This window comes from Pseudorhizobium marinum (genome assembly GCF_000705355.1).
GTDB lineage: Bacteria > Pseudomonadota > Alphaproteobacteria > Rhizobiales > Rhizobiaceae > Neorhizobium > Neorhizobium pelagicum.
Genome location: NZ_JMQK01000001.1, coordinates 68,738 through 91,034 on the forward strand (window position 1 = coordinate 68,738; position 22,297 = coordinate 91,034).

Genomic DNA, 22,297 nt, shown 5'->3' on the forward strand with positions numbered 1-22,297 from the left:
AACCGGTTGCGAAATCCCCTTAAAGAATTTAAACGGGTTTAAAGCCGACGAAAAGTCGGCGCTTGCCTGGTCGGAGGGGACGTGGCGCAAAAGATCAAGCTGTCGACGATTGCCGAAAGCCTCGGCCTTTCCACCGCGACCATCTCGCTGGCGCTGCGCGACAGTCCGCTGGTGGCCGCCGATACGCGCGAGAAGATCAAGGAACAGGCCCGGGCCCTGGGCTATATCTACAACCGCCGCGCCGCCAGCCTCAGAACCTCGCGCTCCGGCATCATCGGGGTCGTCGTGCACGACATCATGAACCCCTTCTACGGCGAAATCCTGAAAGCGATCGAAAGCGAACTCGACCGCAGCCGCCAGACCTTCATCCTCTCCAACCACTATGATTCGGTCGAAAAACAGCGGACCTTCATCGAGACGCTGCTGCAGCTCGGCGGCGACGGTGTCATCATGTCGCCGGCCATCGGCACGCCGGTGGAAGACGTCAAGCTTGCCGAGGCGAACGGCATGCCGGCGATCCTCGTCGCGCGCTCCATGGAAGGCGTCAACCTGCCGACCTATCGCGGCGACGACAGCTACGGGATCTCGCTTGCCACCAATCACCTGATCGGTCTGGGGCACCGGACGATTGCGATGATCGGCGGTACCGACCAGACCTCGACCGGGCGCGACCGCTACCAGGGCTACGTCAATGCGCTGCGCAAGGCGGGCATCGAGGTCGATCCGAACCTGCGCATCCCCGGACCGCGCTCCAAGCAGGGCGGCTTCGAGGCGGCCGTGCATTTCCTGTCGCTGCCGCAGAAGCCGACCGCGGCCGTCTGCTGGAATGACCTCGTGGCAATCGGCCTGATGAACGGCATCGGCCGCGCCGGCCTCGTTCCGGGCGTCGACATTGCCGTCACCGGCTACGACGACCTGGAGGAGGCGTCGATCGCCACGCCGGCGCTGACCACCGTCTGGAACGGCCAGAGCGAAGTCGGTCGCCTGGCGGCGCGGGCGCTGCTCGACAGGCTCGACGGGAGCCATGACCCTGACGGCATCCATCTCATCAAGCCGGAAATGCGCATCCGGCAGTCCACCGGCCTCTACCGGCCCCGAAGCTAACATCCTGCGAGGAGACACTCATGTCCGATCAAACCGTTGCCGTACTCGTTCCCGGCCGCATCCATCCGCGCGTTCTCGAGCGCCTCAACCAGGCCTGCGAGGTCGTGCAGGTACCGGCAGGGCCGGTCACCGAGATCGATCCGGCGGTGCGTGAGCGCATCCGTGGCATCGCCATCTCCGGCGCGCTCGACAACGGCTGGATCGAGAGCCTGCCCAACCTGCAGATCGTCTCGAACTTCGGCGTCGGTTATGACGGCGTCGACACGAAGAAGGCCCTGGAACACGACATCATCGTCACCCATACCCCGGACGTGCTGAACGACGAAGTGGCCGACACGACGATCGCGCTGCTGCTCAACACGGTGCGCCAGTTCCCGCGCGCCGAAATCTACCTGCGCGAAGGGCGCTGGAAGAGCGAAGGCCCGTACCCGCTGACGCCGCTCTCTCTGAAGGGCCGCAAGGTCGGCATTCTGGGGCTCGGCCGCATCGGTATCGAGATCGCCAAGCGCCTGGAGCCCTTCAAGGTGGAGATCGGCTATCACACCCGCAGCCGTCGCGACGACGTGTCCTACACCTACTACGGGTCGCTGAAAGAGATGGCGGAAGCCGTCGATACGCTGATTTCCATCGTTCCCGGCACGGCGGCAACGCACAAGATCTTCACCTCGGAGATCTTTGCGGCGCTCGGCGCCAATGGCGTCTTCATCAACGTCGGCCGTGGCACCAGCGTCGACGAGGATGCGCTGGCTGCAGCACTTCGCGACGGTACGATCGCGGCGGCCGGCCTCGACGTGTTCTATGACGAGCCGAATGTTCCGGCCGCACTCCTGGAGTTCCCCAACGCCTGCCTGCTGCCGCATGTCGCCTCGGCCTCGATCCCGACCCGCAACGCCATGGCGGATCTGGTCGTCGACAACCTGATCGGCTGGTTCCGCGACAAGACAGTGATCAGCCCGGTGCCGGAAACCCCGGTCAAGGGCTGAGGCAAGAGTTCAAGGAGAGGGCGGCGCGGTGCCGCCCTCGATCCTGTCGTTTCAGCGAACGGCGGCGAGCGGCTTCGGCGCCGTGTCCGCCGACGCCTTGCCGGCGGCGTAATCGCGCACGGCATCGCCAAAGGCTTGAAACAACGCCCGCGACGGCGTGTCGGTCTCCGCCCAGTATTCCGGATGCCATTGCACGCCCACCGCGAAGTTCTTCGCATCGATCACCGATACCGCCTCGATCGTGCCGTCCTCGGCCTTCGCCTCGACCTTGAGCCGCGGCGCCGTCTCGGCGATCGCCTGGCGATGCAGCGAGTTCACCTGCACCTCGCCGGAGAGACCGAGATACCTGGCGATGCAGGACCCTTCCTCGACGAAGACGGGCTGGCGGATCGCAAACATGTGGTCGCGCTCCGGCACGTTCGGCTTGCGGTGATCCCAGATGCCGGGCTGCTCGTGGATTTCGGTCGCCAGCGTGCCGCCCAGCGCGACGTTCAGTTCCTGAATTCCGCGGCAGATCGCCAGCATCGGAATTCCGCGCTCCAGAGCTCGGCGGATCAGCGGCAGGGAGGTCGCGTCACGGGCGGGATCGAAGGGACCGTCGGCCTCCGTCGCAGGCCGGCCGTAGAGCGAGGGATGGACATTGGTCGCCGATCCGGTGACCAGCAATCCGTCGACGCGGTCGAGGATGGCATCGACCTCGTTGCCGTCCTCGAAGGCAGGAACGATGAAGCTCATGACGCCCGCCACCTTGAGCGCGGCCTTGAGGTACTGGTTGGGGCTCGCATGCCAGACCGCACCTTCCACTTCGCGGATGTCGGCAGGCACGGCAACGATGGGTTTGGGCATTTCAGAGTCTCCGCAGGTCGAGCCCGTTTGTCGCGCCGGATCGGACGCAGGTCAAGCGCCCTTGCCCGGGGCTTTTCCGCCTAATGTTTGAGCATCGTCCGCAGGGCTCGCGCCGACTGGCTATTCTTCGCGCAGGTTGCGGAATTCCTTGAAGAATTTGCAAGGCCACCACTAAGGAATTAGTCGCAGGATGCTTGCCAGCCTCAAGGGGACATGGTTACTTCGCGGCATGCCGGGGGAAGGGGAGAAAAGCTACCCCGCGGTTTGTCTTCACGGGAGGTAACTTTATGGATCGTCGTTCGTTCTTCAAGAAAGCTGCAGTGACGGGGGCGGGCGCTGCCGCGGCCACTACGCTTGCGGCCCCAGCCATCGCGCAGGAAAACCCCAAGATCACCTGGCGTCTCACGTCTTCATTCCCGAAGTCGCTCGACACCATCTACGGCGGCGCCGAAGACATCGCTGCCCGCGTGTCGGAAGCCACCGGCGGCAATTTCACCATCCAGACCTTCGCGGCCGGTGAAATCGTGCCCGGCCTGCAGGCGGCGGACGCCGTCAGCGCCGGCACGGTCGAAATGTGCCACACCTGCTCCTATTACTACGTCGGCAAGGATCCGACCTTCGCCATCGGCACGGCGATTCCCTTCGGCCTCAATGCGCGGCTGACCAATTCCTGGTTCTACCAGGGCAATGGCAACACGCTGCTGAACGAGTTCTACGCGACCCATAATCTCTACGGCATGATCGCCGGCAATACCGGTGCCCAGATGGGCGGCTGGTTCCGCAAGGAGATCAACACCGTCGAGGACTTCAAGGGCGTCAAGATGCGCATCGCGGGTCTCGCCGGCAAGGTGGTCGAGAAGCTTGGCGTGGTGCCGCAGCAGATTGCCGGCGGTGACATCTATGCCTCTCTCGAAAAAGGCACGATCGATGCCGCCGAATGGGTCGGTCCCTACGACGACCAGAAGCTCGGCTTCTACAAGGTCGCCAAGTACTACTACTATCCGGCCTTCTGGGAAGGCGGCCCGGTCATCCACGCCTTCGCCAACCTCGAGAAGTTCAACAGCCTGCCGAAGAGCTACCAGGCGGCCCTCATCGATGCATGCGCCTACGCCAACACCAACATGATGGCGAAATACGACATGAAGAACCCGGGTGCGGTCAAGCAGCTCGTCGCCGACGGCACGATCCTGCGTCCGTTCAGCCAGGAGATCCTCGAAGCCTGCTTCAACGCGGCGCAGGAGGTCTACGCCGAGATCTCGGGTTCGAACGAGTGGTTCAAGCGGATCTACGAAGATCAGGTCGCGTTCAAGCGCGAGGGCTATCTCTGGATGCAGCTGTCGGAATACACCTTCGACACCTTCATGATGATCCAGCAGCGCAACGGCAAGCTCTGATCCGCATCCTTGCAGACAACACAACAGCGAGCCCGGGTTGCAAGACCCGGGCTTTTCTGCGGGTTGGTTATTCCTGCGCGGCTTCGGCCTTGCCGCGATCGGCTTTCGGGCGCCCGGTAAGGATCGCGCTCGTGATGATGTCGAACAGATTGTCCGCGCGCGGCACGAGCGGCGGCTGGTCGGCGAGCCAGGCCAGGGCGCTGATCAGCGCAAACAGGTCGTTGCCGTCCATGTCCCGGCGCGCCACGCCTTCCGCCTGAGCGCGGAGGAGAAGCCGCGTTCCGGCGGTGCGCAGTGTGGTGCAAGAGGCGTGAAGCGCCGAGTCTTCGTCTGAAATCGCAGCCACCATCAATGCGATCGTGCCACTGTAATGGTGCGTCATGGTGATCGCTTCCCGCAGCCAGGTGACAAGAGCGCTGCCAGCGTCGTCCCATGATTCAAGCCCGTTGGCCCGATCCGCCAGTTCGCCGAACCGGGTGCGGAGCAAGGCTTCCAGAAGCGCCTCCCGCGTCGGGAAATGACGGTAGAGCGTGCCAAGCCCAACACCTGCCCTGCGGGCAACATCCCGCAGCGATGCCTCGGCTCCGTGCTCGGCGACGACATCGCGGGCAATGGCAATGAGGTGGTCGTAGTTTTTTCTGGCGTCAGCGCGCATCAATCTCTCTTGACAATAGGAGCAGTGCTCCGGATATATGGAGCAGTGCTCCAGAAGGAGTATATGGCTTCCAGAAAGGATAACACAATGTCGGCACAGACGATGAAGGCCGTTTTGCAATACGCATTCGGTGGCCCCGAGGTGCTGCGTTACGAGGACGTCGCAATCCCGGAGGCGAAGGCAGGCGAAGTGCTCGTTCGCGTCCACGCCGTCGGTGTCAATCCGCCCGACTGGTACCTGCGCGACGGCTACAGGACGCTCCCGCCGGAGTGGCAGCCGCAGGTGGATTTTCCGCTGATCCTGGGAACGGACATATCGGGCGTCGTCGAGGCGGTCGGTGACGATGTTTCGGACTTCTCCAGGGGCGACGAGGTCTACTCCATGGTGCGCTTCTTCAGCGTCGGCGAGAGCCGGGCCTATGCCGAATATGTCAGCGTGCCGACCGCGCACCTCGCACTCAAGCCCGCCGGGATCGACCATGTGCATGCCGCCGGCGCGCCGATGTCGCTGCTGACCGCCTGGCAATTCATGGTCGAGCTGGGGCACGACGAACCGAACCCGCTTCAGCCGCATCGGCATGCGCCGGTGCCGCTTGCGGGCAGGACCGTGCTCGTCAACGGGGCAGCCGGCGGCGTAGGGCATTTTGCGGTGCAGGTGGCAAAGCGGATGGGTGCGCATGTCATCGCCGTCGCATCGGGCCGGCATGAGGCGCTCCTGCGCGAGCTCGGCGCCGACCAGTTCATCGATTACACGAAGACGCCGCCCGAAGGCGTCGTGCAGGGCCTCGATCTTGTCGTCGATGCCCTCGGCGGTCCGACCTCCGGCCGCTTCCTGCGGACGCTGAAGCCCGGCGGGGCACTGTTTCCGGTCTATCCCCTGGGCTTTGCCGATGCCGAGGAGGCCGCGAAACGGGACGTGACGGTGTCGGCGACCCAGGTTCGCTCCAGCGGTGCGCAATTGGCGCAGCTCGCACCCCTGCTCGACGACGGCAAGATCCGTGTGGTGATCGACAGCACCTATCCTCTGGCCGAGGCCCGCAAGGCTCATGAACGGGCGGCCGAAGGACACATCCAGGGCAAGATCGTTCTGACGGTCGCGTGAGGGATGGACAGGAGGGAGGAAGCGCGATGATCATCGTCCTCGGCCATATCGAGATCGACCCGTCGGAGGTGGATGATTTTCTCGGCGACGTCGACGTCATCAATCCGAAGAAGAGGGCAGGAAGCGGTTGCCTTTCCTATTCCACCACAGGCGACAGCCAGAAGACCGGGCATATTGCGGTCGCCGAACGCTGGCCGGATCAGCAATCGCTGACGGCCCATCTCCAACATGAGGCAACCCAAGCGTTCATCGAGAAGTGGTCTGGCAGGATGCGAGCCGAGGTGATGAAGTACGACGCGTTCAACGAGCGCTCGCTGGTGGAATAGGGGAGAGGCGCAAGTCTTGCCCCGACAGACAACGGAGACGGCCTGGAGCGGAATGCTGCAGGCCGTCTCGGGTGTTTCTAGGGATTGAACGCCGGTGGCTGGCTCAGGTCCGGTTGCGCCGGCTGCGGTTGACCCGCCGGTGTCCCCGGTGACGGTGCCGGTGTCCCGGGTGCCGCTGGCGGGTCGCCGCCGAGGTTCAGTGGCGGCAGGCCGAAGGCCGGCGGGGCGGCCGGCGCGGCCGGTGCCGGCTGGCCGGGGGCCGCAGGCTGTTCCGCACCGAAGTTGAGCGGTGGCAGGCCGAAGGCCGGCGGGGCTGCCGGAGGAGCGGCGCTGCCGCTCCCGTCCGATCCGGTCTGGCCGCCGATCGGCGGCAGGCCGAAGTTCGGCATCGTATCGCTCTGCCCGCCGAAGCCGGGGATATCGATGCGGATCTCGCCCGGATCAACAGTCGGCGTATCGGTCTTGTAGTGCATCACCAGGCCGGGGAAGAAGATGACCACCAGGATCATCGCGAACTGGATGACGATATAGGGGAAGACGCCCTTGTAGATGTCGGTCGTCTTCATCGCCGGCATCCTCCTGTTGGTCACCTTGTCCAGCCATGGCGAGGCGGGCGCGATGGAGCGCAGGAAGAACAGCGAGAAGCCGAAGGGCGGCGTCAGGAACGAGGTCTGCAGGTTGATGCTGAGGATGATCCCGAACCAGACAAGGTCGATGCCATGGGCCTCGGCGACCGGCGCCAGCAGCGGCACCATGATGAAGGCGATCTCGAAGAAATCGAGGAAGCAGCCGAGGATGAAGACGATGATCGTGACGACGATCAGGAAGCCGTAGTCTCCGCCCGGAAGCGCCAGCAGCAGTTCCTCGATCCAGACATTGCCGTTGATGCCGTAGAAGGTGAGGCCGAAGACGCGGGCGCCGATCAGGATCATCATCACGAAGGCAGAGAGCTTGGTGGTGGCGTCCAGCGCGTTCTTGATGATGCCGAAGCTCAGGCGGCGCTTGGCCAGGGCGAGGATCAGCGCGCCCGTCGCGCCCATTGCGCCCCCTTCCGTCGGCGTTGCAATGCCGAGGAAGATCGTGCCGAGCACGAGGAAGATCAGCGCCAGCGGCGGCACCAGGACGATGATGACCTGTTCGGCGAGCCGGGAGATGATCTTCTTCTCAATCCGGCTGTTGATCAGGGCGACGACATAGGCCGTTCCCACGGCAAACGCCATGGCCGTGACCAGCTGCCATTCCGGGCTCCCGATGCCCGTAAACAGCACGTGCATGCCGAGATAGTAGAGGGCGATCGCCAGGAGCAGCATGACGCCGAGCGATGTCACGCCATTGCCGAGCGTCCGGGCTTCCATCGGCAGCGCGGGTGCCCATTGCGGCTTCACCATCGAGACGGCGAAGATGTAGAGGCAGTAGGCCGCGACGATCATCAGCGCCGGATAGAGGGCCCCGACATACATGTCGCCGACGGAGCGGCCGAGCTGGTCGGCCATGACGATCAGGACGAGCGAGGGCGGCACGATCTGCGCCAGCGTGCCGGAGGCGGCGATGGTGCCGGCCACCAGCGGCCGCTGGTAGCCGTAGCGCATCATGATCGGCAGCGAGATCAGGCCCATGGCCATGACCGATGCGGCAACCACACCGGTGGTGGCGCCGAGCAGCGCGCCGACGAGGATGACGGCGTAGGCGAGGCCGCCGCGGACCGGGCCGAACAGCTGGCCGATCGTGTCGAGCAGGTCCTCGGCCATGCGCGACCGCTCCAGGATGATCCCCATGAAGGTGAAGAAGGGGATGGCCAGCAGCGTGTCATTGTACATGATGCCGTAGATGCGCTCCGGATGGGATTGCAGCAGCGGCCAGAAGAGCCGGATCTCCGGCGAGATGGCCGAGAGTTCCACGCCGATGACGAAATAGAGCAGACCTCCGGCGGCCAGCGTGAAGGCGACCGGATATCCCAGCAGCAGCATCAGCATCACGCTGGAGAACATCACCAGCGGCAGATTATGGGCAATGAAGTCGATCACGCTCATACCTCCGTCGCAGCCGGCGGCATTTCGCCGGCCGTGTCATGGCGCGGATCCTCGATCCGTCCCGTGATCACCGCGAAGCGCTTGATGATCTCGGAGAAGGCCTGCAGCAGCAGCAGGCTGAAGCCCAGCAGCACCACCAGCTTGGCCGGCCAGATGATCAGGCCGCCGGCGTTGGACGAAATTTCGCCGGAGTTGAAGGACAGCCAGAACCACGGCCAGGCCAGATAGGCCATCAGCGCTGCGAAGGGCACCAGGAAGATGACGTGCAGTACGAGGTCGATGATGTCGCGTGTCCGTTTGCTCCACATCGACGACAGGATGTCGATGCGAACATGTTCGTTCTTCAGCAGCGTATAGGCCGCGGCCAGCATGAACACGGTGCCGAACAGGTACCACTGCACCTCGAGCCAGGCGTTGGACGACATGTCCAGCGTCTTGCGCAGGATGGCATTGCCGGTGCTGATGAGGACGGCGGCCAGAAGCAGCCATGAGACGGATTTTCCGATTGCCGTGGTCACGGCATCGATCACGCGACTAAGCGCGAGCAGCGCAGCCATTCTTGTCCCCTCCTGCAGTAACTCGCGGCGATCCTGCCGCCCACAAGGATCAGGATCTGTGAGGGGGCGCCACATTGGTTCTTGGTCGGCGACCTGTATTGGCTGGCGTGGTAAAAATCAATCGGGCCATTAGGACAATGTACTTGATTTGCAGGCGCTGCGGCCTTTTGGACCGCCGGGGCTCCCGCCAGGCCCAACGGGCGCACGTCGAACCGGCGCCTCCCCTCCGCACCCTATTTCCGCTCAATCGCCGCACTATGGTTTTTTACGATGTCTTGTTTGACAGTTGTTAAGTAAGGCATGAAAAACCCCTATGGTCTCAGGGGGGAAGATTCGGGTAATCACTGAATTTTAAGAGGTCCGGCGAAGGGTGGCGCTGGATTCAAGGGGCGAAGCTATGAAGGCGCGCGAGCCGAGCAGGCTGCCGACAGATGTCTATCTGTCGTTTGTCAGTTCGCTGTTTGGAAATCGTGGAACGTTGATTACCGGCGTGGTCGTTCACGTTATCTGGTGCGCTATCGTTTTCAGCTATACCGGTTCTGAGTTCTATCTCTTCGCCGCTGCCGGCTTTGCGCTCGTCTTTGCACTTCGTTTCTACGAATTCCTGCGCTTCGACAGGGTCGACAAGCATCCGCTGACCGATGCCCAGATCGCGCAGTGGGAGCGACGATATGTTGCCGGCGCCACGCTGACTGCCCTTCTGCTCGGCACCACGAGCGGACATGCAATGCTGGTGCTGAGAGACAGCTTTGTGGCCTTTACCTGCGTGGCCATGACGATGGGTTCCATGATGTCCATTGTCGGCCGCAACTATGGCTCGCGCTGGGCAGTCGACTACCAGACGCTCGGATGCTGCATTCCCATCATTCTCGCCTGTGTCAGCAGTGGCGACCAGTATCTCGCGCTCATGTCGCTGTTGCTCATACCCTTCGGGCTGACCACCCGATCGATGGCAAACGGCGTCCGCGAGTTCCTCTATGAAAACGTCCTGGCGGCGCGAAAAATCCGTCTGATCGCCAATCAGTTCGATCTTGCGCTGACCACCATCGCCCATGGCCTCGTGATGCTGGACAGCGGCGGGCGCATTGAAGTGATCAATCGCCGTGGATGCGATCTTCTCGGTTTGCCCAATGCCTCGTCCATCGCCGGGCTGCCCTTGATCAACGTCCTGAGACGAAGGTTCGAGGGGCGCAACGAAGGCATCCAGCAGATTCAGCAGCTGGTGGTGGGAGAGCTCGCTCGCACGCTCCTCAATCTCGGGGACGGTCGCCATATCGAGTGCTCGGCCAGTCGGCGTGATGATGACGGCGTCGTGTTGATCCTCGAGGACGTCAGTGAACGGGTCGCGGCCGAGATAAAGATGCTGCGGATGGTGCAGCTCGATTCGCTTACGGGCTTGCCGAACAGGGCGCACTTCACGACACTTGCCGCAGCCAGGCTGGAAGGGTGCCCGCCGGGCGCGCTGGCAGCCATGGTCATCATGGACATCGAGGGTTTCAAGCACGTCAATGACCTTCGCGGCCATGTGGTCGGAGACCAGCTGCTTTGTGCCGTCGCATCAAGGCTTCTCGTCGACGTTGGCGATGAACTGCTGGCTGGAAGGCTTGTCGGAAACGAGTTCGTCGCGCTGGTAACGGCGAAGGACCGCGCCGACCTCGAAGCCCGGATGGAACAGTTGCTCCGGAAAATGCAGCACACCTACGAGTTTTGCGACATCAAGATGAGTGTCGCCTTCAACGCCGGATGCGTGATCGCCCCGGTCGATGAATTCGACATGGAACAATGGCACATCAGGGCCGATCTGGCGCTCAACGATGCAAAGACAAAGGGCAACGGAACGCTGGTCTTCTTCCAGCCCGAGATGGATGCACGCTACATAGAGGAGCAGAAGCTCAAGCAAGACCTGCGTCGGGCTGTCGATGAGCGTGCGCTGCGGGTTGTCTATCAGCCCATGTATTCCGCGGATGGAACGAGAATCGAGTGCATGGAGGCGCTGGTTCGCTGGAACCATCCCGAAAAGGGCATGATCGCGCCGAACATCTTCATCCCGATGGCCGAGGACATGGGGATCATCGCAGGGATCTCCCAGTTTGTTCTGGACCGCGCCTGCCGGGAATGTTCCGGGTGGGAGCAGCCGGTGTCAGTGTCGGTGAACCTCTCCGTGCATGACCTGATGAGCCCGTCGATCGTGAGCGAAGTGTTCGAAATCCTGACGCGCAACAACCTGCCGCCGACGCGGCTCCATCTGGAGGTGACGGAGAACTGCTTCATCGACGATCCCGTCGCCGTCGGCAACATCCTCCAGCAACTGCGCGCGAAGGGCGTCACGATCTCGATCGACGACTTCGGAACCGGCTTCTCCAGCCTGAGCTACCTGACAACCCTGCCTCTGGACATCGTCAAGGTCGATCGCGCGTTCGTCCGTGACCTCAACGTCGATCCGAGGCGCATCAAGCTTCTGCGGGGCATTACCCAACTCTCCCGGGATCTTGGTCTGAGAATCGTGATCGAGGGTGTCGAGACGCCCGACCAGCTTCGGCTCATCAACGAGAATCGTTTCGCCGACATCATCCAGGGGTATGTGTTCTCTCCCCCTGTGGAAGCCGACGTCGCCGGCCAGATGCTGCAAAACCGGGGCAAGATCTCGGTCCTCAAGACGTCGCGCAAGCGGGGCAAGCCGGCGACCTGAGGTTGCGCGCGCCGACTCCCCGTCAGGACGGCCATTAACCATATTCTCTGAAATTCCAACGGATTGTCACGTTTGGCGCACGCATTGCGGAATCTCGGGTTAACCTCTCGTTAACCCTCAGGAGATCGCCCGCGAATGCGCCATATCCAGAATAGCCTCACTCTCGCACAAGGATTTCCAGAAAAGTTGCTTTCGGTCCTCGATACAGTCGAGTACCGACGTATTGAAGACCAGGAGGACTTCGAAGACATTGCTCGTCTTCGCTACAAGTCCTACCGCGAGCGGGGGGTTCTTCCGCGTTCAGCAGGCAATATGCTGGACGAAGCCGATTTCGACGATCACGCCTATGTCTTCGGCGTCTATCTCTACGAAGAACTTGTGAGCACGGTGAGGGTTCACCATGTGACGCCCGAACATCGGTTGAGCCAGTCCGGCGGCGTCTTCCCGGATGCCCTGAATGCCTTTCTTGACGCGGGCCTGACGTTGATCGATCCGGCGCGGCTGGCGATTGATCCGGATCTGAACGGGGAGCGTTCCGCGCTTCCATATCTGACCGTGCGGCCGACGATCATGGCGGCCATTCATTTCAATGCGGACCGGATGCTCCAGCATATTCGGCCCGCACATTCTGCTTTCTACCGTCGCTACTTCTATGCCGATACAGTCGTGCCGCCGACATTCACCAGCCTCTATGGCTTCGAACTCACTCTGCTGGCATCACGAACCCGCGAGATCCGCAACAAGCTTCTCGCGCGGTTTCCGATCTACGATTCGCAGCCCTACGAGCGCCGCCTGATGTTCGACCGGTCGCCGCCGAGCGGCATGCCGCCGCTGACGATCCTGCCGACGGCGCGGTCTGCGCAGGCGCTTGCCCGCCAGCCCATCCGCCCCAGCTGAAGTCAGGTCGAAAGCCGGCGGGGAGGTCGCCTGCGCCATAAGGTGCCATTGCGCTTCGAGGTGGCTTTGTGTAAGGCCTGAAGTAGGGTTCGGCCCGCCGCTTTGGGGCGGTTCGGGACGGACAAGATCAGGTTTTCGAGGGCCGTTGCTGCGCTTGATCGGCGCATGCGCGCGCTGCGCAAGGGAGACGACAGATGGACAACCACAGCACCGGGCCGATCGAAACGGGCGCCCAGATGGATTACGCCGAACACGAGAGAACTTACGAGAAGTTCCTCACCATTTCCAAGTGGACCACGATGCACCTCGTCGTGCTGATGATCGCCATGGCCGCCGGCTTCTTCGGCGGCGCCGGCTTCTTCGGCGGCCTGATCATCTTCATCGTCCTCAACGCCGCCGGCTTCTACCTGCTTCGCTGACATCTGCGCCAGCTGAAGTCGGGGAGGGCGGGCGCGACTTTGTCGGGTCCGCAAGTTGAGACTGAGAGGGGCGTATTTTGGCGAACATGATCTTTATTCCCCGGGAGGGGGAAGGTGAGCGGCGGGTCGCGGCATCCGCCGACACGGTGAAGCGTCTGACCGGCCTGGGCTTTGACCTCGTGGTCGAAGCGGGCGCCGGAGCAAGATCGGGCATTCTCGACAGCGATTACGAGACGGCGGGCGCGCGGATCGGCACGGTCGCCGATGCCGCATCGGCCGACATCGTGCTGAAGGTGAACCGTCCCGGCGCCGACGAGATTTCCCGCTACAAATCGGGTGCTGCGGTTTTCGCCAGCATGGACCCCTATGGCAACGAGGCGGCGCTTGCCGCCATGGCGCGTGCCGGCCTGACCACCTTTGCCATGGAACTGATGCCGCGCATCACCCGCGCCCAGTCGATGGACGTGCTGTCGTCGCAAGCAAACCTTGCCGGCTACCGCGCCGTCATCGATGCCGCGCATGAATACGGCCGCGCCCTGCCGATGATGATGACGGCGGCCGGCACCGTGCCCGCTGCCAAGGTCTTCGTCATGGGCGCCGGCGTTGCCGGCCTGCAGGCGATCGCCACGGCGCGCCGCCTCGGTGCCGTCGTGACCGCAACCGACGTGCGTCCCGCCGCCAAGGAACAGGTCGCCTCGCTCGGCGCCAAGTTCATCGCCGTCGAGGACGACGAGTTCAAGGCTGCCGAGACCGCCGGCGGCTACGCCAAGCAGATGTCGGAGGCCTATCAGGCCAAGCAGGCGGCGCTGGTTGCCGAGCACATCGCCAAGCAGGACATCGTCATCACCACCGCGCTCATCCCCGGCCGTCCGGCGCCGCGTCTGGTGACGCGTGCCATGCTCGCCGCCATGAAGCCCGGCTCCGTCGCCGTGGATCTCGCCGTCGAACGCGGCGGCAATATCGAGGGTTCGGTGAAGGGCTCCGTCGCCACGGTCGAGGGCGTCACGGTGATCGGCTACGACAATGTCCCGGGCCGCGTCGCGGCATCGGCCTCGGCGCTCTACGCCAAGAACCTCTTCGCCTTTCTGGAGACCATGGTCGACAAGGAGACGAAATCGTTTTCGATCAATACCGAGGACGAACTGGTCAAGGCGACCATGCTGACCCACGGCGGCAAGGTGGTGCATCCCAATTTTGCCGCGGCAGCGCTTGTGGTTGATGGCGCTCCTGCCGCAGCGGCGGCGGAACCTGCTGCAGCCGAGCCTTCGCCTGCGGACGACGCCGGCAAGCCGAAGCGGACACGCAAGGCACCGGCGAAGGCTGGAACGGACAAGAAGGAGGAGCTGTGATGGCGAGCGACCTGATGAATTCCGCGCTGGAGCAGCTCGATCAGGCGGTGCAGTCCGTGAGAATCGCAGCCGAGCAGGCGCCGGATGCGGTGGCCATGGCGGCGCATGGCGTCTCCGGCGGCGCCATCGATCCCTTCGTCTTCCGGCTGGCGATCTTCGTGCTGTCGATCTTCGTCGGCTACTACGTCGTCTGGTCGGTGACGCCGGCATTGCACACGCCGCTGATGGCCGTCACCAATGCAATCTCCTCGGTCATCGTCGTCGGGGCACTGCTGGCGGTGGGCATTTCCGCCAGCGGCTATGCCACGGGCTTCGGCTTCGTGGCGCTGGTGCTCGTCTCGGTCAACATCTTCGGCGGCTTCCTGGTGACCAGCCGGATGCTGGCCATGTACAAGAAAAAAGAACGCTGAGGGTCCTGGAAAAATGTCACAGAACCTTGCAGCCTTCCTCTACCTCGTCTCCGGCGTCCTGTTCATCATGGCGCTGCGCGGGCTCTCCCATCCGACCACCAGCCGCCAGGGCAATGTCTACGGCATGGTTGGCATGGGGATTGCCATCGGCACGACCCTGCTTTTGGCCACGCCGAGCTTCGGCGGCCTCGTCCTGATCGTCGTGGCGCTCGCCATCGGTGGCGGTGCCGGCGCCTATATCGCCCGCACCATCCCGATGACGGCCATGCCGCAGCTCGTCGCCGGCTTCCATTCGCTGGTCGGGCTCGCCGCCGTCATGGTGGCGGCCGCCGCACTCTACGATCCGGTGTCCTTCGGCATCGGCGCAATCGGCGAGATCCACGGCCAGGCACTGGTCGAGATGGCGCTGGGAGCCGCGATCGGCGCCATCACCTTCACCGGATCGATCATCGCCTACCTAAAGCTCGACGGGCGGATGTCCGGCAAGCCGATCCTGCTGCCCTACCGGCACTGGATCAACATCGGCCTGCTTGTGGCGATCGTCCTCTTCATGGTCGGCCTGACGCTGTCGGAGAGCCATTTCGACTTCTGGCTGATCGTGGCGCTGGCGCTGGCGCTCGGCGTGCTGCTGATCGTGCCGATCGGCGGCGCCGACATGCCGGTGGTCGTCTCGATGCTGAACTCCTATTCCGGTTGGGCAGCCGCCGGTATCGGTTTCACGCTAGGCAATCTGGCGCTGATCATCACCGGCGCGCTGGTCGGCTCGTCCGGGGCGATCCTCTCCTACATCATGTGCAAAGGGATGAACCGCTCCTTCGTCTCGGTCATTCTCGGCGGCTTCGGCGGCGAGGCGGCGGCAGCCGGTGCGGACGACGGCGTGCAGCGGTCGGTCAAGCAGGGCTCTGCCGAGGACGCCGCCTTCCTGATGCAGAACGCCCAGAAGGTGATCATCGTGCCGGGCTACGGCATGGCGGTCGCCCAAGCACAGCACGCACTGCGGGAACTGGCCGATACGCTGAAGGAACACGGCGTCGAGGTGAAATATGCGATCCACCCGGTGGCGGGTCGCATGCCGGGCCACATGAACGTGCTGCTCGCCGAAGCCAATGTCCCCTATGACGAGGTCTTCGAGCTGGAAGACATCAACGGCGAGTTCGCGCAGGCGGATGTCGCCTATGTCATCGGCGCCAACGACGTCACCAATCCGGCGGCGCGCGACGACAAGTCCTCACCGATCTACGGCATGCCGATCCTCGACGTCGACAAGGCCCGGACCTGCCTCTTCGTCAAGCGCTCGCTCGGCTCCGGCTATGCCGGCATCGACAACACGCTGTTCTACAAGGACGGCACGATGATGCTGCTCGGCGACGCCAAGAAGATGACCGACGACATCGTCAAGGCGATGAAGCACTGAGGCGTGATGCCATGGATGCGAGGAAAAGCCCGGCCATGCCGGGCTTTTCTGTCGGCGGAGATCATGCGACACTGTCAGCAACGGAGGTCAGCATGGCAAGCTTGACGATATCACTTCCAGATGCGGCCAAAGACTGGATCGATGAACAGGTCCGCAGCGGCCGCTACGCCAGCGCGGGCGAGTATCTGAGCGAACTCATCGTTCAGGAGCGGGTTCGGCGCGGGGAAGAGCTTTCGGTCGATGAACTGCGCGATCTTCTGGCTGCCTCCCGCGGCAGCGGCGTGAGTACCCGCAGCATCGCGGAGATCCTGGACGAAGCGAAATCCATCGTCTCGCAACGGAAGGTCGGTCGTGCCTGAGTTCAGGCTGACGCAGCAGGCTGACAGGGATCTGCTGGATATCTTTATCTACGGCCTGGAAGTTTTCGGCATCCGTCAGGCCGAGCATTACGGCGATGATCTGCACTCCTGCTTCCAGCTTCTGGCCGACAATCCGCGAATGGGGCGTCTGGCACCGGCGCTCGGGGAGCAGGTGCGTCGACATGAGCACCACAGCCATGTCATCCTCTATGAAGAGGCAAGCTTCGGTATCCTTATCCTTGCGATCATTCACAGCCGCGTTGTCCAGCGCATGAAAGCTCTGTGAGACAACGGCGGAGCGAACATTACGAGATGTTCGGGCGCCGTTCAGCATCCGTGAACGATCCGTCTCATCCCGTCCACTGACGGAATACAGCACGGCGTGCCATATACCGGGGCAGACATTCCGCGTCCCTGCAAGGAGCACCCCATGAAGAAGATCGGTTTCCTCTCGTTCGGCCACTGGTCGCCGTCGCCGCAGTCGGGCACGCGCTCGGCCGGCGATGCGCTGTTGCAGTCGATCGATCTTGCCGTCGCCGCCGAGGAACTGGGCGCCGACGGCGCCTATTTCCGCGTCCACCATTTCGCCCGGCAGCTTGCCTCGCCGTTCCCGCTGCTCGCGGCGGTGGGTGCGAAGACGCGCAAGATCGAGATCGGCACGGGCGTCATCGACATGCGCTACGAGAACCCGCTCTACATGGCGGAAGACGCCGGCGCCGCCGACCTGATTTCCGGCGAACGGCTGCAGCTGGGCATCAGCCGCGGTTCTCCGGAGCAGGTGATCGATGGCTGGCGCTATTTCGGCTATGAACCGCAGGAAGGCCAGAGCGATGCCGACATGGGCCGCCGCCATGCGGAGGTGTTCCTCGACGTGCTGAAGGGCGAGGGCTTCGCCAAGCCCAACCCGCGGCCGATGTTCCCGAACCCGCCGGGCATGCTGCGCCTGGAGCCCTTCTCCGAAGGGCTGCGCGACCGCATCTGGTGGGGTGCCGGCTCGAATGCGACGGCCGTCTGGGCGGCAAAGCTCGGCATGAACCTGCAGTCGTCGACGCTGAAGGACGACGAGACGGGCGAGGCCTTCCACATCCAGCAGGCCAAGCAGATCCGCGCCTATCGCGATGCCTGGAAGGAGGCCGGCCATGCGCGCACGCCGCGCGTCTCGGTGTCACGCTCGATCTTTGCGATCGTCAACGACATGGACCGCACCTATTTCGGCCGCAGCAAGGATCAGGATTCGATCGGCTATCTCGACGCCAGCACGCGCGCCATCTTCGGTCGGTCCTATGCGGCGGAGCCCGACGTGCTGATCGAGGAACTGCGGCAGGACGAGGCGGTGGCGGAGGCCGATACGCTGCTGTTGACCGTGCCGAACCAGCTGGGCGTGGACTACAATGCCCATGTGATCGAGGCGATCCTCAAGCATGTTGCGCCAGCGCTCGGCTGGCGGTGAGGCGGGTCAGCCGTCTCGCGGTAGCTCGGGCTGCCAAGAGGCCTGACGCTGAGAGGTGGGACGCCTCTCAGCTTCCGCGGGTGCGCGAAAGGCCATCCTTGGCCGGTTGGTAGTTCGGGTCGAGGCCGACGGCATGCGAGTAGGAGCGGGCGGCGCGCTGGGTGTCGCCGCGACGCTCGTAGACGAGGCCCTGGTTTGTCCAGGATTCGGCCAGCTTGTCGTTCAGCTCGATCGCATGGTTGATGTCGGCGAAGGCGTTCTCGTCGTCGCCGAGCGCCAGGTAGGAGACGGCGCGGCCGTTGTAGGGTTCGGCGGCCGTTGACGACAGCGAGATCGCCTTGGAGAAATCCTCGATCGCCTGGGCGTGCTGGCCACGCAGCTGGTAGATCAGGCCGCGGTTGTGGTAGGCGCGGCCATCGGTGGTGTCGAGCTCGATGGCGCGGTTGAAGTCGTTGAAGGCTTCGTCGTTGCGGCCGGCCTGGCGGTAGATATTGCCGCGGCCGATGTAGGCGACGTCATAGTTCGAATTGATCTGCAGCGAACGGTTGTAGTCGCTGGCGGCTTCGACCGGCTTGCCCATGTTGCGATAGACGAGGGCGCGGTTCGCATAGGCCTGGTAGAACTGCGGGTTCAGCTGGATCGCCTGGTTGAAGTCGTCGAGCGCACGACGGAATTCGCCGGCGCGACCGTAGGCGGAGCCGCGAACGTTGTACCCTTCCGGATCCTGAGGATTGGCGGCGATGACGGCGGTCAGTGAGGCGATGTTCTGCTCCGATCCCTGGGCGCGGTCGACGGTGATCAGGTCGGTCGTCTGGGAGGTCGTGGAGCAGCTGGCGAGGAGCACGGTCGACGCCAGCGCCAGGGCCGAGAAAGTGGTCCTGCTACGGGTCGCCGCGGTGAGAGCCGAAATGCCGAATGTTGCGGAAGAAGCAGCAGCAGTCTTGAAGGCCATCAGGCGCGGTTCCTCGAGGTTGGGCGAAGCGGACAAGTCTATCCGGAAAAAGTAAGGACGGCGGCGACCAAGTCGCCCCCGCCCCATAAGCACTCAAATAACGTCGAAAAAACGACCGATTAACGGCTCGCGCTCGGGGCCGGACGCGCCGGAGCAGCGATCAGGCCTTCGCGCTGCATGCGCTTGCGGGCCAGCTTGCGAACGCGACGAACGGCCTCGGCCTTTTCGCGAGCACGCTTTTCAGAAGGCTTTTCGTAGTAATCGCGCATCTTCATTTCCCGGAAGATGCCTTCACGCTGCATCTTCTTCTTGAGAGCGCGGAGAGCCTGATCAACGTTGTTGTCGCGGACAAGTACCTGCACGTGTAATCCCGTTCCTTTGGTTTGTTGCTCGCCTGGCTGATTCCAGGCGAAAGAATACGTTTGCCCGGCGCGCAGCCCGGCAATTGGGTCAGGCAAATATCAGAAAGCAGGCCTGAAGTCCATATGGCATAGGGGTTCTGGACTTTAAAATCTTCCGGACGGGCGCCCCGCCTTTCAAGGTATCCGAGGCACACTATATCGGATCACAAAGACGGTGGCGCATCTGCCGTCGTCTTGTGAGAAAAGGAGATCTCGATGCTCACTGCAATCCATTCCCGATTCGGCAATCCGGCAGATGTGCTGGAGGTTCGCGAGGCGGATCTGCCAGAGCCGGCGGCCGGACAGATCCGGGTGAAGATGGTGATGGCCTCAATCCACAATCATGACCTTCTGACGGTCAGCGGCGACTACGGCTACAAGCCGGAGCTGCCGGCATCGGCGGGAACGGAAGCCATGGGCGTCGTCGATGCGCTCGGCGATGGCGTCACGCATCTGAAGGTCGGCCAGCGCGTGGCGGTCTCGGGAGCGGGAACCTGGGCGGAGTATTATCTCGCCGCCGCGGCCATGGCCGTTCCGCTGCCCGACGGGATCTCGGACGAAGAAGGTGCGCAGCTCATCTCGATGCCGCTGAGCGCGCTGGTCCTTCTCGACTTTGCCGGAGTGGAGCGCGGCGGCTGGATCGTCCAGAATGCCGCCAATGGCGCCGTCGGCAAAGCGCTGGCGCTGTTTGCCAAGCCGCGCGGCATCAACGTCATCAACCTTGTCCGGCGGGAGGAGGCGGTGTCGGAGTTGCAGGCGCTGGGGATCGACCACGCCGTTTCGACCTCGGAAGACGGCTGGCGGGAGAAGGTGTCAACGCTCACCGGCGGCGCGCGCATCGTGGCGGCGATCGACGGCGTGGGAGGATCTTCGGCCGGCGACCTATTGTCGCTGCTGGGCGAGAAGGGGCTGCTGGTGTCCTTCGGCCTGATGTCCGGACGGCCTCTGGAGCTGTCCGCCAGCGATCTCATCTTCAAGGAGGCGGTGGTGAAGGGCTTCTGGCTGTCGAAGATTGCACCGAGGCTGGGACCCGAGAAGCTGATGGCGCTGATTGGCGAGATCATCCAGGGCGTGACGGCAGGCGAGATCAAGCTGACGGTCTCGGAAGTCTTCGCGCTTGCCGACATCAAGCAGGCGGTTGCCGCGGCCGCCGAATCCGCCCGAAAGGGCAAGGTCCTGCTCAGAGCATAGGCTGGGAAGAGACGCCCCGCCGCTTGCGGCGACGGGGCGTGTCGAAACAAATCGGCGCGGCGTCGCAAAACAGCTATTGCGGGCCAAGTTGATTTGCGATGGGTATGTCTCTAACAGACCTCCGATATTCGAGGGAGATGAAGGCGACATGCGCAAATACTCGGTCTTCGCCGTGGCCCGCGAGGCGCTTCGGGGCCACAAGGGCTGGCAACCGCAATGGTCGTCGCCGGAGCCGCGGTCGAGCTATGACGTCATCATCATCGGCGGTGGCGGGCACGGGCTGGGGGCCGCCTATTACCTGGCCAAGGAGCACGGTATCAACAATGTCGCCGTCCTGGAAAAGGGCTGGATCGGCGGCGGCAACACCGGCCGCAACACGACGATCATCCGCTCCAACTATCTCTACGAAGAGAGCATGGACATCTACGAGCACTCGCTGAAGCTCTGGGAGGGCTTGAGCCAGGATCTCAACTACAACGTCATGTATTCGCCGCGCGGCGTGATGATGCTGTCGCACAACACCCACGACCAGCAGAGCTTCAAGCGCCACATCAACGCCAATAGGCTCTACGGGATCGACAACGAGTGGCTGACGCCGGAGCAGGCGAAGGCCTATTGCCCGCCGCTCGATATCTCCAAGACCGCCCGCTATGCCATCAATGGTGCCGCCCTGCAGCGGCGCGGCGGCACGGCCCGCCATGATGCGGTGGCCTGGGGCTATGCGCGTGCCGCTTCGGACCGCGGCGTCCATATCATCCAGAACACCGAGGTGACCGGCATCCGCCGCGGAGCCAACGGCGAAGTGACCGGCGTCGAGACCAACCGCGGCTTCATCGGCGCGAAAAAGATCGGCGTGTCGGCGGCCGGGCATTCGTCGGTGGTGATGCAGATGGCAGGCGTGCGCGTGCCGCTGGCGTCGAACCCGCTGCAGGCGCTGGTCTCGGAGCCGCTGAAGCCGATCTTCCCCTGCGTGGTGATGTCCAACACGGTGCATGCCTATATCTCGCAGTCCGACAAGGGGGAGCTCGTCATCGGCGCCGGCACCGACCAGTATAATTCCTACAGCCAGACCGGCGGGTTGCAGATCATCACCCATACGCTCGATGCCATCTGCGAGCTCTTTCCGATGTTCCGGCGGGTGAAGATGATGCGCCAGTGGGGCGGCATCACCGACAACACCCCGGACCGCTCGGCCATCCAGAGCGTGACGCCGGTGAAGAACCTCTTCGTCAACTGCGGCTGGGGCACCGGCGGCTTCAAGGCGACGCCGGGCTCTGCGGATCTCTTCGCGCATCTGATCGCCAAGGGCGAACCGCACCGGCTGGCGTCGGGCCTCACCCTCGACCGCTTCCGCACCGGTCGGCTGATCGACGAAGCGGCCGCCGCCGCGGTTGCGCATTGAGGTCGACATGACGCGAAAAGCTAATCGACGCTTTTTCATCCTAGGATTGACTGCTGTCGTTTTGACAGTCCTGGCTGCAAGGCTGCATCAGCAGACGGGCTCCGAGTGGTCCAGTGTTCTTTCCCTGCTATTTATGTTTACCGCCTTCGTACTGGTAATCGTTCTCGGCGTCGCGCCGTGGGCTGCGACCTTTGTGCTGAGATATCCTCTCCACAACACCCGAGGCTACCGCCCCGATTATGCCCCCGAACCGAACCGGGAGATTGGGGGGTATGGCTCCGATGGGTGGAACCGCAAGCACGAGCGTGTTTTCCTGCAAAACATAAAGGCGCTGGGTCTCTACATCGAGCCCAAAGAGAAGAGTTGAT

The 22,297-nt window shown here is 63.3% G+C and carries 23 protein-coding genes; 17 read left to right on the top strand and 6 right to left on the bottom strand.

From position 1 onward, the window contains the following. Window positions 1–81 precede the first annotated feature (81 nt). Both EO99_RS0100370 and EO99_RS0100375 read left to right on the top strand, forming a co-directional pair. Entirely contained in the window at window positions 82–1,104 is a 1,023-nt protein-coding gene (locus EO99_RS0100370; RefSeq protein ID WP_029616668.1) for a LacI family DNA-binding transcriptional regulator, read from the top strand. 20 nt (window positions 1,105–1,124) lie between these two features. Beyond that, window positions 1,125–2,087: a 2-hydroxyacid dehydrogenase gene (locus EO99_RS0100375; protein WP_029616669.1), complete on the top strand. Its 963-nt coding sequence runs from the start codon at window positions 1,125–1,127 to the stop codon at window positions 2,085–2,087. A 51-nt stretch (window positions 2,088–2,138) separates the two neighbouring features. On the opposite strand, the gene EO99_RS0100380 is transcribed toward EO99_RS0100375, so the two are convergent. Continuing rightward, window positions 2,139–2,933, bottom strand: coding sequence for a gamma-glutamyl-gamma-aminobutyrate hydrolase family protein (locus EO99_RS0100380; RefSeq protein ID WP_029616670.1), 795 nt, complete (start codon window positions 2,931–2,933; stop codon window positions 2,139–2,141). Window positions 2,934–3,220: 287 nt separating this feature from the next. On the opposite strand from EO99_RS0100380, the gene EO99_RS0100385 reads away from it, so the two are divergent. Beyond that, window positions 3,221–4,327, top strand: a complete 1,107-nt coding sequence (locus EO99_RS0100385; protein ID WP_029616671.1) for a TRAP transporter substrate-binding protein — start codon at window positions 3,221–3,223, stop codon at window positions 4,325–4,327. A 67-nt stretch (window positions 4,328–4,394) separates the two neighbouring features. Here EO99_RS0100385 and EO99_RS0100390 read toward each other — a convergent pair whose 3' ends face one another. Continuing rightward, on the bottom strand, window positions 4,395–4,982 hold the full coding sequence (locus EO99_RS0100390; protein ID WP_029616672.1) for a TetR/AcrR family transcriptional regulator: 588 nt from the start codon (window positions 4,980–4,982) through the stop codon (window positions 4,395–4,397). Window positions 4,983–5,069: 87 nt separating this feature from the next. Here EO99_RS0100390 and EO99_RS0100395 point away from each other — a divergent pair, with 87 nt between their 5' ends. After that, window positions 5,070–6,083, top strand: coding sequence for an NADP-dependent oxidoreductase (locus EO99_RS0100395; RefSeq protein ID WP_029616673.1), 1,014 nt, complete (start codon window positions 5,070–5,072; stop codon window positions 6,081–6,083). 26 nt (window positions 6,084–6,109) lie between these two features. Beyond that, window positions 6,110–6,409, top strand: a complete 300-nt coding sequence (locus tag EO99_RS0100400; RefSeq protein ID WP_029616674.1) for a putative quinol monooxygenase — start codon at window positions 6,110–6,112, stop codon at window positions 6,407–6,409. Window positions 6,410–6,486: 77 nt separating this feature from the next. Here EO99_RS0100400 and EO99_RS0100405 read toward each other — a convergent pair whose 3' ends face one another. After that, window positions 6,487–8,433, bottom strand: coding sequence for a TRAP transporter large permease (locus EO99_RS0100405; protein WP_029616675.1), 1,947 nt, complete (start codon window positions 8,431–8,433; stop codon window positions 6,487–6,489). Between the two features lie 2 nt (window positions 8,434–8,435). Then, a complete protein-coding gene (locus tag EO99_RS0100410) occupies window positions 8,436–8,996 on the bottom strand; it encodes a TRAP transporter small permease subunit (protein WP_037110798.1) in 561 nt (186 codons plus the stop codon). Between the two features lie 397 nt (window positions 8,997–9,393). On the opposite strand from EO99_RS0100410, the gene EO99_RS0100415 reads away from it, so the two are divergent. From EO99_RS0100415 to EO99_RS0100455, 9 genes are all read left to right on the top strand, one after another. Then, window positions 9,394–11,685, top strand: a complete 2,292-nt coding sequence (locus tag EO99_RS0100415) for a putative bifunctional diguanylate cyclase/phosphodiesterase (RefSeq protein ID WP_051679626.1) — start codon at window positions 9,394–9,396, stop codon at window positions 11,683–11,685. Between the two features lie 144 nt (window positions 11,686–11,829). Next, on the top strand, window positions 11,830–12,582 hold the full coding sequence (locus EO99_RS0100420) for an N-acyl amino acid synthase FeeM domain-containing protein (RefSeq protein WP_404820867.1): 753 nt from the start codon (window positions 11,830–11,832) through the stop codon (window positions 12,580–12,582). A gap of 194 nt (window positions 12,583–12,776) precedes the next feature. After that, a complete protein-coding gene (locus EO99_RS0100425) occupies window positions 12,777–13,001 on the top strand; it encodes an aa3-type cytochrome c oxidase subunit IV (RefSeq protein WP_029616679.1) in 225 nt (74 codons plus the stop codon). A gap of 77 nt (window positions 13,002–13,078) precedes the next feature. Further along, window positions 13,079–14,350 carry a Re/Si-specific NAD(P)(+) transhydrogenase subunit alpha gene (locus tag EO99_RS0100430; RefSeq protein ID WP_029616680.1) on the top strand — a complete coding sequence of 424 codons (1,272 nt, stop codon included), beginning with the start codon at window positions 13,079–13,081 and terminating at the stop codon, window positions 14,348–14,350. Next, the gene (locus EO99_RS0100435) at window positions 14,350–14,760 is read left to right on the top strand and encodes an NAD(P) transhydrogenase subunit alpha (protein WP_029616681.1); all 411 of its coding nucleotides are present in this window, start codon (window positions 14,350–14,352) and stop codon (window positions 14,758–14,760) included. Before EO99_RS0100430 ends, EO99_RS0100435 begins: the two co-directional genes overlap by 1 nt. A gap of 13 nt (window positions 14,761–14,773) precedes the next feature. After that, a complete protein-coding gene (locus EO99_RS0100440; RefSeq protein WP_029616682.1) occupies window positions 14,774–16,174 on the top strand; it encodes an NAD(P)(+) transhydrogenase (Re/Si-specific) subunit beta in 1,401 nt (466 codons plus the stop codon). A gap of 92 nt (window positions 16,175–16,266) precedes the next feature. Next, window positions 16,267–16,533: a ribbon-helix-helix domain-containing protein gene (locus tag EO99_RS0100445; protein WP_029616683.1), complete on the top strand. Its 267-nt coding sequence runs from the start codon at window positions 16,267–16,269 to the stop codon at window positions 16,531–16,533. Beyond that, window positions 16,526–16,819, top strand: coding sequence for a type II toxin-antitoxin system RelE/ParE family toxin (locus tag EO99_RS0100450; protein WP_029616684.1), 294 nt, complete (start codon window positions 16,526–16,528; stop codon window positions 16,817–16,819). The genes EO99_RS0100445 and EO99_RS0100450 overlap by 8 nt, the downstream gene beginning before the upstream one ends. Window positions 16,820–16,963: 144 nt before the next feature. Beyond that, window positions 16,964–17,983 (top strand): LLM class flavin-dependent oxidoreductase, encoded by a 1,020-nt coding sequence (locus tag EO99_RS0100455; protein ID WP_029616685.1) that lies wholly within the window; start codon window positions 16,964–16,966, stop codon window positions 17,981–17,983. Between the two features lie 67 nt (window positions 17,984–18,050). Here the strand turns inward: EO99_RS0100455 and EO99_RS0100460 are convergent, their stop codons facing one another. Both EO99_RS0100460 and rpsU read right to left on the bottom strand, forming a co-directional pair. Continuing rightward, entirely contained in the window at window positions 18,051–18,935 is an 885-nt protein-coding gene (locus EO99_RS0100460; protein WP_081851958.1) for a tetratricopeptide repeat protein, read from the bottom strand. A gap of 119 nt (window positions 18,936–19,054) precedes the next feature. Beyond that, window positions 19,055–19,297 carry a 30S ribosomal protein S21 gene (gene rpsU / locus EO99_RS0100465; protein ID WP_029616687.1) on the bottom strand — a complete coding sequence of 81 codons (243 nt, stop codon included), beginning with the start codon at window positions 19,295–19,297 and terminating at the stop codon, window positions 19,055–19,057. 255 nt (window positions 19,298–19,552) lie between these two features. On the opposite strand from rpsU, the gene EO99_RS0100470 reads away from it, so the two are divergent. The 3 genes from EO99_RS0100470 to EO99_RS0100480 all read left to right on the top strand — a co-directional run bounded on the left by EO99_RS0100470 (window position 19,553) and on the right by EO99_RS0100480 (window position 22,296). Further along, on the top strand, window positions 19,553–20,527 hold the full coding sequence (locus EO99_RS0100470) for a zinc-binding dehydrogenase (RefSeq protein ID WP_029616688.1): 975 nt from the start codon (window positions 19,553–19,555) through the stop codon (window positions 20,525–20,527). Window positions 20,528–20,675: 148 nt separating this feature from the next. Next, on the top strand, window positions 20,676–21,929 hold the full coding sequence (locus EO99_RS0100475) for a sarcosine oxidase subunit beta family protein (RefSeq protein WP_029616689.1): 1,254 nt from the start codon (window positions 20,676–20,678) through the stop codon (window positions 21,927–21,929). A 7-nt stretch (window positions 21,930–21,936) separates the two neighbouring features. Beyond that, window positions 21,937–22,296, top strand: a complete 360-nt coding sequence (locus EO99_RS0100480; RefSeq protein WP_029616690.1) for a hypothetical protein — start codon at window positions 21,937–21,939, stop codon at window positions 22,294–22,296. Window position 22,297 lies beyond the last annotated feature (1 nt).